The sequence below is a fragment of the Rhodococcus sp. 14C212 genome (assembly GCF_011058195.1).
GTDB classification, from domain to species: domain Bacteria; phylum Actinomycetota; class Actinomycetes; order Mycobacteriales; family Mycobacteriaceae; genus Rhodococcus; species Rhodococcus aetherivorans.
The window spans coordinates 18,796-33,202 of sequence record NZ_JAALEH010000042.1 but is presented as its reverse complement, the minus strand read 5'-3'; the positions used below and the strand labels follow the sequence as shown (position 1 = coordinate 33,202).

At 64.4% G+C, this 14,407-nt stretch carries 13 protein-coding genes; all 13 read left to right on the top strand.

Going from position 1 to position 14,407, the window contains the following annotated elements; translation table 11 throughout:
- Positions 1-122 precede the first annotated feature (122 nt).
- Positions 123-713, top strand: a complete 591-nt coding sequence (locus G6038_RS18355) for a TetR/AcrR family transcriptional regulator (RefSeq protein WP_165039232.1) — start codon at positions 123-125, stop codon at positions 711-713.
- A 201-nt stretch (positions 714-914) separates the two neighbouring features.
- On the top strand, positions 915-1,331 hold the full coding sequence (locus tag G6038_RS31465) for a transposase family protein (protein ID WP_240918577.1): 417 nt from the start codon (positions 915-917) through the stop codon (positions 1,329-1,331).
- Positions 1,332-1,337: 6 nt separating this feature from the next.
- Positions 1,338-2,081 carry a transposase gene (locus G6038_RS31460; RefSeq protein WP_346772854.1) on the top strand — a complete coding sequence of 248 codons (744 nt, stop codon included), beginning with the start codon at positions 1,338-1,340 and terminating at the stop codon, positions 2,079-2,081.
- A 932-nt stretch (positions 2,082-3,013) separates the two neighbouring features.
- On the top strand, positions 3,014-3,247 hold the full coding sequence (locus G6038_RS18345) for a WhiB family transcriptional regulator (RefSeq protein WP_346772853.1): 234 nt from the start codon (positions 3,014-3,016) through the stop codon (positions 3,245-3,247).
- Positions 3,248-3,956: 709 nt separating this feature from the next.
- Positions 3,957-4,949, top strand: a complete 993-nt coding sequence (locus G6038_RS18340; RefSeq protein WP_346772852.1) for a nitronate monooxygenase family protein — start codon at positions 3,957-3,959, stop codon at positions 4,947-4,949.
- The gene (locus G6038_RS18335; protein ID WP_346772851.1) at positions 4,888-6,132 is read left to right on the top strand and encodes a 12-oxophytodienoate reductase; all 1,245 of its coding nucleotides are present in this window, start codon (positions 4,888-4,890) and stop codon (positions 6,130-6,132) included. The genes G6038_RS18340 and G6038_RS18335 overlap by 62 nt, the downstream gene beginning before the upstream one ends.
- A gap of 64 nt (positions 6,133-6,196) precedes the next feature.
- Positions 6,197-7,411, top strand: coding sequence for an acyl-CoA dehydrogenase family protein (locus G6038_RS18330; RefSeq protein ID WP_165039229.1), 1,215 nt, complete (start codon positions 6,197-6,199; stop codon positions 7,409-7,411).
- Between the two features lie 26 nt (positions 7,412-7,437).
- Complete coding sequence (locus G6038_RS18325; protein WP_165039228.1) at positions 7,438-8,295, top strand: enoyl-CoA hydratase-related protein; 858 nt, start codon at positions 7,438-7,440, stop codon at positions 8,293-8,295.
- Between the two features lie 61 nt (positions 8,296-8,356).
- Positions 8,357-9,094, top strand: a complete 738-nt coding sequence (locus G6038_RS18320; RefSeq protein ID WP_165039227.1) for an SDR family oxidoreductase — start codon at positions 8,357-8,359, stop codon at positions 9,092-9,094.
- A gap of 29 nt (positions 9,095-9,123) precedes the next feature.
- Positions 9,124-10,134, top strand: coding sequence for an acyl-CoA dehydrogenase family protein (locus G6038_RS18315; protein ID WP_165039226.1), 1,011 nt, complete (start codon positions 9,124-9,126; stop codon positions 10,132-10,134).
- Positions 10,135-10,145: 11 nt separating this feature from the next.
- A complete protein-coding gene (locus G6038_RS18310; protein ID WP_165039225.1) occupies positions 10,146-11,306 on the top strand; it encodes an acyl-CoA dehydrogenase family protein in 1,161 nt (386 codons plus the stop codon).
- A gap of 11 nt (positions 11,307-11,317) precedes the next feature.
- Complete coding sequence (locus G6038_RS18305) at positions 11,318-12,409, top strand: CaiB/BaiF CoA-transferase family protein (protein ID WP_165039224.1); 1,092 nt, start codon at positions 11,318-11,320, stop codon at positions 12,407-12,409.
- A 107-nt stretch (positions 12,410-12,516) separates the two neighbouring features.
- Positions 12,517-14,181: an FAD-dependent oxidoreductase gene (locus G6038_RS18300; protein WP_165039223.1), complete on the top strand. Its 1,665-nt coding sequence runs from the start codon at positions 12,517-12,519 to the stop codon at positions 14,179-14,181.
- Positions 14,182-14,407: the final 226 nt, after the last annotated feature.

The following is a 14,407-nucleotide window of genomic DNA, read 5'->3' as shown; positions in this document are numbered from 1 at the left end:
GACATACTGGAGACATGGCAACGAAACCTAAGCCCAGCACGTCCGCAGCCTCCACGCGCTACCGGCGTGGTCGCCGAGGCGCGGAGGAGGGTGTCTCGAACTCGGAGCGACGTCAGGTACTCATGAACGTAGCCGCCGGGTTGTTTGCCGAACAGGGCTTCTGTTCGACCACCGTCCGCCAGATCGGCGAAGCGGCCGGCGTCCTTTCCGGAAGCTTGTATTATCACTTCGACTCGAAGGAGACGATCCTCCACGAGATCCTTTCCGTCTATTTCACAAGTCTGATGGCGACCTACCAAGAACTCGTCCTCGACGACGCTGACCCGGCCGACGTCCTGGGCGAACTGATGCGAGCCGCGTTCAGGTCACTCGAAACACATCGCGCAGCAATCACAGTGGTCCAGAACGAACGCAGTTATCTCAAACAGTTTTCCCGCTTCGACTATGTCGCTGAGGCCGGGGCAGAGGTACGCCGGATCTGGATCCAGGTCCTCGAAGACGGGGTTGCCTCTGGAGTGTTTCGCTCTGATTTGGACACCGCTGTCACCTACCGTTTCCTGCGCGACTCCATATGGGTAGCGGTGCGTTGGTTCACTCCTTCGGGACGATTGTCAGCGGACGAGATGGCCGACCAGTATCTGAAACTCATAATGCATGGACTCGAGAATCCGAAATCTGACTCTTCCGGAAATGGAGTGCAGCGGAGGACGTGAAGGTGCGGGCTTGACGGTGGTGTCGCTGCCGTAAGATGGGCCCCGGCACGTCGATGAAGGTTCCTACGCCACACATCTCGACCGCACCGCGAGCCTTGTGCCGAGCCTAGTTGCCTGCCCGCCTCGATTGTCGCCGACACGATCGTGCGCACCGCCGAACTCTCTGTCACGACCACCGACGCCGCCGTCGGCGACGATGTCATGGTGTTGTTCTGCGATCTACTCGCCGACGGACCCGGCCGGTGTCCGGGCTGCGGCAGCATCGGACGGTTCCGGGACACGAATGTGCGGACGGTGACCGATCTGCCGGTGGCCGGCTACCCGATGCAGCTACGGGTGCGCGTTCCGCGATACCGATGTGGGGCCACCCCCTGCGAGCGGGAGCTGTTCCGGCACAATACCGACCGGAATCGGCCATTGACAGGCTCGTCGCGGCTGGTCGACCAGCCGCCGCTGCGCCCGGCACATCCTGCGACGGTCGATAATCGACGGCACCTCCGTCGTGGCGATCGCCAGCGAACTGGGCCTGTCCTGGGACAGAAGTCAACGCCATCGCAGTCGAGCCAACAGCCACGATCGTCGCTGTCGACGAACATCTCCTCAACTCGGTGCGAGTAGATCGGAGTGGACGAGCACCGCTGGGCCCACATCCGCCACGCCACCACCGTCGACGGATACATCCGCCGGCGTCGTGGGCCTGGCGCCGGTGTTCGACGGCACTGGACCGGCACGGTGGCTGATTTGGGGTGCCCGGGCCGATCCTCGGCGGCGCTCACGACCTGGCTCGACCGGCAGCGGGCCGCGTTCCGGGACGGCATCCAGGTGCTGGCGAAGGACGGGTTCGGTGGCTACAACCATGCCGCGACCAGCGCAGTTCCCGATGCGGTGACGGTGATGGATCCGTTCCACGTCGTCGCCCTGGCCAGCACCAAGCTGGATCTGTGCCGCCAACGCGGGCAGCAGCACACGTATGGGCACCACGGCCGTTCGGGTGATCCGCTCTACGGCGTTCGCTGCCCCGTCCGCACTCGGCAAGAACTGCTCAGCGACCGGCAACGTCGAGGTCTCGAGTCGGTGTTCGCCGAGGAACAGCACCTGCCGTTCGCGGTCACGTGGCGGGTCTACCAGGACGTCATCGACGCCTACTCCGACCACGACCGGCCGCGTGGCAAGGAGCGGTCGACCTGGGACATCGACATGATCTGCTCCGGGGTTCCGGACGGTCTCGACCAACTCGGTCGCCCCTTGCACCGGCGCCATAACGGTCTGCTGACGTACTTCGACTTCCGGGCCTCGGACGGGCCCACCGGGGCGATCAACGGCCGACTCGAAGCGTTGCGCGCCACGCTCTCAGGTTCCGGAACCTGACCCACTACCGGATCCGGTCACTGCTGCACTGCGGCAATCTCTCCCGCGCGATCGATGCACTATAGAACCGGAAGACCACTTCGATGGATGTGGCCATCTGCAGATGGCATAGGACGGGTTACGCCTCCCCGAACGGGAGGATGGTCCCGCATCCGCTGACCCCTTATGGAATGACCAGACGGTATCCACTGACCTGGAATGCACGTAGTCGAAGTTGGCATTATAGTATTTTAGATACCTCTGAGTTGCCTTCCGTACGGAGTCCGCATGGGTTTGGATGACATAACCCTTCCCTGCAGTGAGGTGCCCTCGGCCGTGGCGCTATGTACTTTCAGACCGCTCGATCTCAGTGCTTCGTCGTCGGACTTCCTGGGGGCAGGCACGAGAACAGCCTCTCCGCTGGATTGCCACCCTCTGGGATACCTAGGACGGTCCATCGAGGCTAGGCCAGAGCCACCGCTTCCTGAGACCCCTTATCAGGACACCTGGCATCCTCTTCAACGAGGCATCATCAGTCGCCGGCAAGACCTTATGCCCAGGTGTTCCAGTACCCCAAACCATGTATACCGACCGACCTGTAGGCTGCCCCGGGGAATCGTGACATACGACTACCTCCACGCCCGGAGGCCAGGTCCCGGGTCGTCCCCGACCTCAAGCGAGTTGACCGGCCTGTTCGTCTCGCGCCGGGCGACGTCCGCACGATGGCAACGACGAGCTGTCCGGGAGGACGAAGTCGATGACTCCCAGATCCGCCAGTCAGTAAGCACCCACCATGAGAATGCAGATGAGCAATCGACTCGGTTCGTTCGGAACCGGCACGCCGCTTCCCTGCGTCGCGATCCGGTATCCACATTTCAGAGGCAGCAATGAACAATCCCTCATCGTACAGCTCCACCCGACGGTCGCCGAACACCGAGGAGCGGCGGTGGCACGTGCTCGCAGCATGCCGTGATGCCGACTCGAACCTGTTCTTCGACTTTTCCCCCGGCGGACCGGAAGAACAGGAGGCAAAACGCATCTGTGGCACCTGTCCCGTGCTCGAACCATGCCGCCTTCATGCCATCGACGATCCCGAACTGCACGGCATCTGGGGCGGCCTCTCACCAGAGGAAAGACACATCTACCGGCGTCGGAGAAAGTGGTTCAACCTTCCTGTCGCACGCTGAGAAACGGACTCTCTGTAGACCTTCGGGTCCTCTCTGCACTCGCTGACAGCAACGGCTGAATCCTGCAGCGACAAGTTCGGTATCTGCCTCGGACCTCGATGTCCACAAGGCTTCTCGAAGTCGATGTTCGGAGAAGCGGGTGAGGATTCGCTTCGACTGCAAGACCTTCGCCATGGTCTGTGACTCCGAGAACCTCGGATTGGCGACCGCCCGGTCGAGGCTCGCCGAAGGCACCCATGTCACTCTCTGCGGCCGTTGCATTGCGGAATACCTGCACATGCCGGCCGACCGGATGCGGATCGATCCGGCTCGGGCGCGGCGGCGAAGGAATCCACTGCCACATCATCCATCCTGACGATCTCGAACGGCGTTTGCACGCGCGCTTTCGCGACCCGAGCCGCAACCCGGGTACGGGAGGTGAATCACGCAGCTCAGCGGTATCGCTTGAACATGTTCTGCATCCATCCCAAGAAACACTCGCGATGACCCGGCCGCGGCCACAGCAATCGGCGCGTCGGGTTACCGGGGTGCGGTTGTCCTTGAGGAGGGGTAGAGGACGTTGACACGAGGTAGTGCTCCACAAGGGGTAGATCATAGAGTTATCTCTATGATAGGAATGAGTCCTGAGGTTGTCTGATTTCCGCTGATGAAGTGGGAACCGCCGACCCGCAACCGGCATGCCGGTGCTGACACATCAGGAAGGTATATCGTGCTCACCACAGCGTTCACCGAGATGTTCGGGGTCCGGCATCCGATCGTCTGCGGCGGAATGACCGGCGTTGGCACGGCTCGTCTCATTGCTGCCGTAGCCGACGCCGGCGCTCTGGGGTTCTTGACGGCGCTCACGCAGCCGACGCCGGAGGATCTGGCGCTGGAGATCAAGCGGTGCCAGGACCTCACCGATCAGCCCTTCGGTGTCAATCTGACCATCCTGCCGACGTTGCGGGACGTGCCGTACGACGAGTACCGACAGGTCATCGTCGAAAGTGGAGTCGGGGTGGTGGAGACTGCTGGAAGCAGCCCCGAGCCGCACCTGCCCGACTTCAAGTCGGCCGGGATCAAGGTAATCCACAAGGCGGTGACGGTTCGTCACGCGCTCAAGGCCGAGAGGTTGGGCGTGGACGCGGTCAGTATCGACGGGTTCGAATGTGCCGGACATCCGGGAGAGGAAGACGTCCCGGGCCTGGTCCTGATCCCGGCAGCCGCCAAACAATTGACAGTGCCGATCATCGCTTCCGGTGGCTTCGCGACCGGATCCGGTCTGGTCGCTGCGCTCGCACTGGGCGCCGCGGCGATCAATATGGGGACAAGGTTCGTCGCCACTACCGAGGCGCCGGTGCACGACAACGTCAAGCAGCAGATCGTTGCCAACGACGAGCGCTCCACTGTCGTGGTGTTCCGAAAGTTCCGTAACAGCGCTCGCGTGGCGCGCAACTCGATCTCGGAGGAAATCGCTGAGATCGAAAGCCGGTCTGGAACGGCGTTCGCCGACGTCGCCCATCTGGCGTCCGGTGACCGGGGCCGCGCAGCCGTGCTTCGAGACGGCGACATGGAGGGCGGCATGTGGTGGGCGGGACAGTCCCAGGGCCTGATCGACGACGTGCGCAGCTGCTCGGAGGTGGTCTCGTCGATCGTCGACGATGCCGAGCGCATCATCACCGGCCACTTGCAGGAGGCGGTCGTCAGCTATGGAAACGAGTAGGGGAAGCTTCGTGGATCGACAGGCGATGAGCTACGCGACTGTGACAGACGAGGAGGAGACCCTCGACGCTCAGCGGGATCTCGCCGTTTTCAACACCCCGGCAGACCTGGGTGGCGGACTCACGGTCCGCAACCGCTTCGCGCTGGCGCCGATGACCCGTCTCAAATCTGTGAGCGGAGTGCCGACCGAGGTCGACGTCGACTACTACCGCCGTCGGGCGGCGGCGGACGTGGGTCTGATTCTCACTGAAGGCGTTCACGTCCGGGACCCCGCCGCCGGGTTCAGCCCGCGGGTACCGCACATGTACGGGGATGACGCTGCGGCCGGCTGGCGGCGCATCGTCGACGCAGTGCACGCCGAGGGCACCGCGATCATGCCCCAGCTCTGGCACGCGGGAGCTGTTCGCGGGACGGAATACGAGCGCGGCCCCGAGACGGAGACCGTCAGCCCCTCCGGCCTGGATCTGGCCGGCGCACCGGTCGGACGCTCCCTCACCGTTGCCGACATCGAGGGCGCGATCGAGAACTTCGTCGAGTCTGCTCTGGTCGCGAAGGATGCCGGCTTCGACGGCATCGAGCTCCACGGCGCGCATGGTTATTTGTTCGACCAGTTCCTGTGGCCGAGAACGAATCGGCGCACCGATCGCTACGGTCTGGCCGACGACTACGGGACACGGTTCTCGGTCGAGACCATCACCGCCATCCGCGCTGCTGTGGGCTCGGACTTCCCGATCGTGTTCCGATTCTCGCAGTGGAAGTCGGACCACTACGACGCGCAGATTGCCGGCACGTCGCTCGAGCTCGAGCGGATCCTGACGCCGCTGGCGGACGCGGGAGTCAGCATATTCCACCCGTCAACCCGTCGGCACTGGAGTCCAGCCTTCCCTGCCGAGGGCGAGCTCAGCCTGGCCGGCTGGACGCGCAAGATCACCGGTCGACCGGTGATCGCAGTGGGCTCTGTCGGCGTCGGCGCGCTGATGGGCAGCGACAACACGGCGGTACGGGAAACGGTCGAACAGCGGATCGCTTTCCTTCGACGTCAGTTCGAGCGGGGGGAGTTCGACGTGGTCGCGATCGGCCGGGCGCTCCTCGCCGACTCGGAATGGGTCCGGAAGGTGCTCGCCGGGCGTCTGGACGAGGTCCGTCCCTACTCACGTCCACCCCAGGGCGAGCGCCTGTACTGACGGCGCCCGGGACGCGACGATCCGGGCATCCCGCCCTTCGACTTCAGCAACGAGAAGAGGTCTTGTGAACACTGTCGACACAATTGACGGCAGCGATCTGCGGACAGAGATCCGCGAGTTGATCGCAAAGACGGTTCCTGACGGATGGCGTGGCATCGGTGCACTGTCCGCGGACGAGGCCGGCGAGTTCCATGCGCGCTGGCGTGCCGCCCTGCGGGACGCCCGGTTGCTGGCACCGACCTGGCCGGAGCGTTTCGGCGGTCGTGGACTCGGAGTCGAGGACCATGCCCTCCTCTTCGAGGAGCTCTTCAGTCACGGGCTGCCGTTGTGGAACGACACCGACGCGGCCGGCATCAGTCTGCTCGGAAATGCGATTCTGCACTGGGGAAGCGAGGCGATCCAGGAACAGTTCCTGCCTCGAATCCTCAGTGGTGAGGACGTTTGGTGCCAAGGGTTTTCGGAACCGGGAGCCGGCTCCGACCTGGCCGCGGTATCGACCCGAGCGATTCTCGAATCGGGGACGTGGCGGATCAACGGGCAGAAGATCTGGTCGTCGGCGGCGTTGCGGTCGAACTGGATTTTCATGCTGGCGCGTACCGAGCCGGATGCGCCTACACACCGTGGGATCAGCATGCTGCTGGTGCCGATGGACCAGCCGGGGATCGATGCGCGGCCGATCCGCAACATCCGGGGGGACGACGAGTTCTGCGAGATCTTCTTTACCGATGCCACGACAGATGGGGCACTCATTCTCGGAGAGCGCGGTGATGGCTGGAAGGTCGCGATGTCGCTGCTCGGGTACGAACGCGGCGAGACGGTGCTGTATGTCCCGTGGCAGTTCGATGAGGAGCTGCAGCGGCTCGTCGGTCTTGCCCGCGAGACTGGAGCCATCTCGGATCCCCAGTTCCGTGCCCGGCTGGCCGGCTGTCACGTCGAGGTCGCCCAGTTGAAGGCAATGGGCGCAGAGGCTTTGGCCCGGTTGGTGGACGGACACCGGCCGGGTCCGGAAGGCGGCGTGTTCAAGGTCCTGTACTCCGAGTACCACCAGCGTGCAACTGAACTCGCGTTGGACATGCTCGGGTCCGAGGCGGCCGTCCTGCGAGGCCGACCCAGTGCCACCTGGCTCCGCGCGGACGACCCGGGGAGCCCGAACAGCCCCCGGTCGTGGCTCGAAGTGTTTCTGAATGCCCGCGCCGAGAGCATCTACGCAGGCACCAACCAGATCCAGCGCAACATCGTCGGCGAGCTCTTGCTCGGCTTGCCGCGCGAACCTCGTTGAGCGCCCCTAGTAGAGGAGAAACGCACGTGTCTACCACCACCCAGACGACAGGCACCGCCCCTGAAACGAAGGCGAAGGATCAGGGAAGTGTTCTGGTCGAAAGAATCGAGGTCGGTGACGGCGCCTTCGCCGGCCTGCTCACCCTGAACCGGCCAGAGGCGATGAACCCGCTCGATGTGGCGATGGTCGCCGGCCTCCACGACGGACTGACCGAGCTCGGCGAGGACCCGACTGTCCGGGTCGTCCTGATTACCGGTGCCGGGCAGGCGTTTTGCGCGGGCGGTGACCTGAAGAAGTACATCGAGCTGCAGAGCGACAAGGAACGTTGGCCTCAGATCATGGAGACCAACCACCGCATGTTCGCCAAGATCCGCTCGCTCCCGAAGCCGGTCGTGGCGCTGGTCAACGGGGTGACGGTCGCCGGCGGACTGGAGATCCTGGTCAACTGCGACTTCGCCTACGCAGCTCGGTCGGCACGCATCGGGGACGGTCACCTGCGCTACGGACAGATGGGCGGTGCCGGCGCGCTTGCCATCCTGCCTCACCTGATCGGTCCGGCCAAAGCACGGGAACTGGTGTTCTCGGGGTCGCTGCTGCCCGCCGAGGAGGTGCACGCGCTGGGGCTGGTGAACCGTGTGTTCGACGACGAGGAGCTGCTCGAGGGTGGACTGGCCTTCGCACGGCTCGTCGCACAGCGCAGTCCGCTCGCCGAGGCGAACGCCAAGTTCGTCATCAACGAGGGACTGGAATCCGGGTACGGCTTCCGTACCCATATGCGGCTCGAGTTGGAGCGGACGACACGCTACGTCCTGACGTCCGAAGATTCGCGTGAGGGGCTCGCTGCCTTCTCCGAGAAGCGGTCACCGGTCTTCACCGGACGGTAGGAAGCCAACCACAGCAGGATCGCCCGCAGGAGGCGGGTCGAAGTCAAGCGAAGGAGAACGGATGACCGAGGAGCGTAGGCCCACCGCAGTGGTGACGGGAGGGTCGAGCGGCATTGGGCTCGCGGTCGCCGAGGCACTGGTGCAGCAGGGCCATGAGGTGGTCATTACTGCCCGGAACCCGGAGCGTTTGCGTGAAGCTGCGGAGCGTATCGGTGCTCGCTGGTACGCGGTGGACGCAGTTGACGAGTCGGGCATGGCGGCGGTGTTCGCAGAGTTGGGTCATGTCGACCTCCTCGTGCATTCGGCCGGCGTGTTCCGAGCCAAGGGCATCCGCAAGCAGACGGCGGCGGAGTTCTCCGACACCGTCGGACTCAACCTGACCAGCGCGTACGTCGCCAGCCGGGCAGCGGTACAGACGATGAGGCCAGGCGGACGCATCATTATCATCGGGTCGATCTCCGGGATCGACGGACACCCCTGGCTCACGGGCTACGCAGCGAGTAAGGCAGGTGTCCGGATGCTCGCCGAGTCCATGCGCGCGGAGGTCGAGAAGGACGGCATCTCGGTCAACGTGCTGATCCTTCCGACCGTCGATACGCCGATGATGGTCGATATCGAGCGACCCGCCATCCTGGTGGAGGATTGTGTCAGCGCCGTGTTGTGGCTGGACAGCCTGCATCCACGAGTCCGAGTGCCCGAGCTGGTCCTGCGCTCTGCGGACGACTCGCCTTTCGGGCACCGGATCAACGTTCGCGTCGAGGAATCGGCGACAGAGCATGTGGAAGGAGCTTCGGCATGAAGCTGAGTTACACACACGAGCAGGAGCAGTTGCGCGAGACCATGGGTGAGTTCCTGGTCGAGGTCGCAGACGACAAGCTCTGGCGCGGACTGGCAGAGATTGGTGCCCTGGGACTGGTCGTCCCGGAACATCTGGGAGGGGAAGGAGCAGGCCTCGTCGAGCTCGGCCTCGTCGCGCAGACCTCTGCGAGCATCCTCCGGTCGACGCCCCTCGTGCCGTCTGCGGTGCTTGCGACTCTCCTTCTCACAGAACTCGACGGCGAGCGCGTCGACGAACTGCTCAGGGACCTCGCCAGCGGTGAGCGGACGGCGACAGCGCCGTGGTCGCTGGTCGGCGCTCCCCAGAGCACCGCGCTGCCCACGCTGACCGGGAACCGGCTCTCCGGAACCCTGCGCAATGTTCCGTGGGTAGAAACTCCGGCGGTCGTTCTGTGTGTGACTGCGGACGGTTCGCTGGTGTGCCTGGATACCTCCGAATCCGGGGTAAGCATCGAGACCCTCAACCCGTTCGACGAGACCGAGCCCCTGGCCGACGTGACACTCGACGACGTCGTGGGTCTCGTGGTCGTCGATCCCGACGAGGCCGCGACGATCATCGATACCGTGTGTGCGCGCGTACAGGCCGTCGTCGCTATGGAGCTGGTCGGCGTCGGTCGCGGGATCCTCGACATGGCTGTCGAGTACGCCAAAGTGCGAACACAGTTCGGGCGCGCGATCGGATCCTTCCAAGCGATCAAACACATGCTTGCGGAAGTCCACCTCGCACTCGAACCTGCCTCGGCACTTGCGCATCTGGCGTGCACCGAACTGGACACCGGCGCGCCGACGGGGCCGATGACCGCGCGCCTCGCACTCGCATCTGCCAACCGGGCCGCTCGGGTGGCTGCTCTGAACGCGATGCAGAGTTTCGGTGGTATCGGTTACACCTGGGAACATGGATCTCATCGCTACCTGCGTCGAGTCCTAGCGCGCAATGCTCAGCTCGGTTCGCAGGACGACCAACTGCGCGGAATCGCCGACGCCGTTCTGCCTGCGAGCTGAGAGGACAACAGATGGACTTCGAATTGGATCCGGAACAGGAAGAGTTCCGGAAGTCGGTCCGCGACTGGGTCGACAACCACGCCACCAAGGCCGAGGCCCGTATGTGGGAGCGGGATGAGGAGAACTTCCCGACCGAACTGTGGAGCCGGATGGCGGCGGCGGGCTTCCACGGCATCGGTATTCCCGAAGAGTACGGCGGTCAGGGTGGTGACAGTGTTACGCAGCTGATTCTTGCCCGAGAGCTGGCCAGGACGCTCGGTGGTCTCACGTGGGCGTGGGGCGTCACCAGCTTTGCCGGCGCGCATGCACTCCTGTCCGCGGGCACCGCGGAACAGCGTGAGCGCCTACTTCCTCCGATCAGTCGCGGGGAGGACAGGTGGGCAATCGGCTTCACCGAGCCGGGCGGGGGCACCGACCTGGTGGGAGGGCTGCGCATGCAGGCGCGCCGTGTCGACGGCGGCTGGCAGCTGTCGGGGCAGAAGACCTACTGCACTGGCGCCGAGTGGGCGCGGTACATCCTCGTCCTCGCCCGAACGTCGACCGGGGATCGACCTCGCGACGGTTTGACGATGTTCATCGTGCCGACAGACAGTCAAGGGCTCAGCTTCCAGCACATCCCGAAGGTCGGCTTCCGCGGGCTTCGCTCCAGCGAAGTCTTCTTCGACGACGTGATCATCCCCGACAACATGGTCCTCGGCGAGGTCGGACACGCCTTTCGTGCGCTTCTCGGTTCACTCAACAACGAGCGGATCGTCCTGGCCGGGCTCTGTTTGGGGATGATCGACGGAGTGCTGGAGGACGCAGTCGCATACGCGCAACAACGCGAAGCGTTCGGTGGGCCCATTGCGCGCTTCCAAGTGCTCCAGCACAAGATCGCGGATATCGCAATCGCGCAGGCTCAGAGCGAGCTACTGGCCTTCAAGGCGGCAACGATGCAGGCACGGGGACTTCCGGTGGGCCAGGTCGCGAATCTCGCCAAGCTGGTGGCATCCGAGCACGCGGGAGAGGCGGCGGACTTGGGCATCCAGATTCTCGGTGGTGCCGGTTATACGGCGGAGACGGATATGCAACGCTACTGGCGGGATGCACGACTGTTCCGTCTGGCCCCGATCTCGAGCGAGATGATTCGTAACGGACTCGCGGAGTCCCTCGGACTTCCTCGCTCTTACTGAAGGAGACGGAGATGACAGAACAGGCGAAGCCTCTGCGCGGCGTGCAGATCGTGACTCTCGCACAGCAGTTCCCCGGACCGTATGCATGCTCGATTCTGGCCGACCTCGGGGCGGATGTCGTCCTGGTAGAGGGACCAGACCGTCGGGATCCGACTCGCCGGTTCGAGGGCCACTTCCTGGCCGTCGGTCGCAACCAGCGGGGCGTAGTGCTCGACCTCAAGACAGAGGAGGGCATCTGCGGTATGCACGAGCTGCTGGAGGGCGCCGATGTGTTCATCGAGGGATTCCGTCCCGGCGTAGCAGCTCGGCTCGGCCTGTCGTCCGAGGCGCTGAGGGAGCGATACCCACGACTGGTCTGTGTGAGTGTCTCTGCATTCGGCCAGACCGGCGAGCGCGCATCGCACGGCGCACATGACCTGGTAGTGCAGGCGATGGCCGGCCTCATCCGTGAAGACGACGACGAGGCGAACGGCTCGCCCCTCCCCCTGGCCGATCTCGCAGCCGCGACGTTTGCTGTGATCGGCGTCCTCGCGGCCCTGCTGGGCCGATCGAGCCGTGGGGTCGGCAGCGCCGTCGACGTCTCGATGCTGGACTGCCTGATGTCGTGGAACGCCGCGGCTCTGGTTGCCCGCGCCAATCACCTAACCGCCGCGCCGTTCCCTCCGCGCGATCCCGCCTACGGCGTGTTCCCCGTCGGTTCCGGCGAACGGGTCGCCCTCGGAGTGGCCGGCGAGGACACACAGTGGAACGTCCTATGCGAGGTACTGGGGTGTGACGACCTCATGGGGATTCCCACAGCCGAACGTGAGGCGCGGCGCGACGAGCTGCGGTTGCGTCTGGCGGAGGCGCTGGCGCTGGTGGACGACGCCGAGGGGCTCGTCTGCCGGCTGACCGCGGCCGGCGTCAGTGCCGGCCGCGTGTTCGATCTCGACGACGTCGTGACCGACCCGCACGTCGTGAACCGAAAGATCCTGGTGCCGGTCGAGGAAGCACCGGACCTCCGGGTCGTACGTCAGCCGCTGATCTTCGATGGCGAGGTGTCAACCGTGGAGCGTGGCTATCCCGCAGCACACGACGTCCCCTTGGCAGTCGCCGACCACTGACCAGGCTGGGCAGCGGTGTCGACCATCGGCTCTGCCCGAGCTCAGCATTCCGCCACGTTCAGGACCTCTGCCACTGGTGGACGTCGATTTCAGAAAGGGTGATGACCATGACACAGACGACTGGAAGCCGGGAAACCGTACGTGCTGTCGACGTTGACGGGTCGGAGATCGAGTGGGACCTCGAAGCCGATGTCGTAGTCGTCGGCAGCGGTGCCGCAGGGCATGCCGCGGCTACCACCGCCCGCGCGGAGGGCGCTTCGGTGATCATGTTCGAGAAGGCCGCCTGGCTGGGGGGAACCACCGGCAAGAGTGCGGGTGGTGTGTTCTGGGTCCCCAATAATCATCTGATGCGCAACGACGGTCTTGAAGACCCTCGCGACGACGCACTGCGCTACATGTGCAAAGTGGCCTACCCGGCTCTGTACCGCTCTGAAGACGCGCGCTTCGGTTTGGACAAGGACGCCTACGACCTCATCGCCACCTTCTACGATCGCGGCGCGGAGGCCATCCAGCGGCTCGTCGACCTGGATGTCATTCATCCCGTCCGCTTTCCGAGCCCGGACTATTATGCCGACTTCCCAGAGGACAAGGCGCCGCTCGGCCGGTCTCTCGTAACCGCCGGTGCCATCATCGGCGACGGCGGCCAGATGTTGATCGACGATATGAGCGCCGCAGCAGAGCGGATGGGGGTCACGACCTACACGGACCACCGTGTCATCGGTCTCGTGCGCGACAGCGAGGGCGCTGAAGTCATCGGCGTTCAGGTGCGGGCCAAGCGTGACCTGATCCTCGTCCGAGCCCACCAGGGAGTCATCTTCGCCTCAGGAGGATTCGTTCAGGATCCCGAGCTGTCACAGACCTATTTGCGCGGTCCCATCGTCGGCAGCTGCTCGGTGGAGACCAGCACCGGCGACTTCCTGCGCATCGGCCTCGACGCAGGTACCGATCTGGGCACTATGAGCACGGCATGGTGGAGCGAACTCATTCTCGAACAGGCCCTGGCCTCGCGATCGACCTCCGAGGCAGTCACTTTCAACTTCGGCGACAGCATGTTCTACGTCAACCGCTTCGGCAAGCGTGTGATGAACGAGAAGACGTCCTACGCCGATCGGGGTCAGACCTACCACTACTGGAGCTCCGCGACGCTCGAATATCCGAACCGGGTGCTGTTCATGATTTACGACGACGACGTCGTGCAGAACGACGCGACGGGATACGCCCGGTCTCCGATCCCCCCCAAGGACGAGAACCCGACATACGTCCTCAGTGGAGACACCTGGGACGAACTGGCCGATCGCATCCAGGAGCGGTTGACTCTTCTCGCCCCGAAGATCGGCGACATCCAACTCGCCGACGACTTCGTTGCGTCGCTCAAGGAAACCGTAGAGCGGTTCAACGAGTTCGCCAAAGAAGGCTACGACGCCGATTTCGAGCGGGGGGCGAAACCGGTCGACCTCACTTTCAACCAGCCGAACCGCGACTCGGGTTATCCCAATCCGACGATGCACCCGTTCCGCTCGGAAGGTCCGTACCACGCCATCCTCCTCGGCCCCGGGGCACTCGACTCGAAGGGCGGACCGAAAACCGATGTCGAAGCGCAGGTGCTCGATACCGCAGGCGAGCCGATTCCGGGGCTCTTCGGTGCCGGCAACTGCGTCGCGTCCGCTGCAGGCGAGGGTTACTGGGGCGCCGGCGGAACCATCGGACCCGCCCTCGCCTTCGGATACATTGCGGCGCTTGCAGCAACACGACGACCGCGTCGTGGTGCCTGATTTGCCCCATCGGAGAAGACAACAAGTCCCTCACAGAGGTACCCGATGACCGCGGAATGAGCGGTGGGAAGCCGGGCGGTCCTGACCGACGCGGTGGCAACAGAAGCGCTGCCACCGCGATCGACCAGGACCGCCCGGCTCTGCCGTCGAATGAAAGAACGGCTTGTCGCTGGAAAATGGCGGAGGCATGAACCAGCCCCAGTCCACTAGGTTCGGTCGGCCTAAG

Excerpts from the sequence above, each read along its gene's own strand:
- G6038_RS18355 (WP_165039232.1), top strand. The coding sequence starts at position 123 with ATGAACGTAGCCGCCGGGTTGTTTGCCGAACAGGGCTTCTGTTCGACC.
- G6038_RS31465 (WP_240918577.1), top strand. The coding sequence starts at position 915 with ATGGTGTTGTTCTGCGATCTACTCGCCGACGGACCCGGCCGGTGTCCG.
- G6038_RS18335 (WP_346772851.1), top strand. The coding sequence starts at position 4,888 with ATGCCGAGCGCATCATCACCGGCCACTTGCAGGAGGCGGTCGTCAGCT.
- G6038_RS18320 (WP_165039227.1), top strand. The coding sequence starts at position 8,357 with ATGACCGAGGAGCGTAGGCCCACCGCAGTGGTGACGGGAGGGTCGAGC.
- G6038_RS18310 (WP_165039225.1), top strand. The coding sequence starts at position 10,146 with ATGGACTTCGAATTGGATCCGGAACAGGAAGAGTTCCGGAAGTCGGTC.
- G6038_RS18305 (WP_165039224.1), top strand. The coding sequence starts at position 11,318 with ATGACAGAACAGGCGAAGCCTCTGCGCGGCGTGCAGATCGTGACTCTC.
- G6038_RS18300 (WP_165039223.1), top strand. The coding sequence starts at position 12,517 with ATGACACAGACGACTGGAAGCCGGGAAACCGTACGTGCTGTCGACGTT.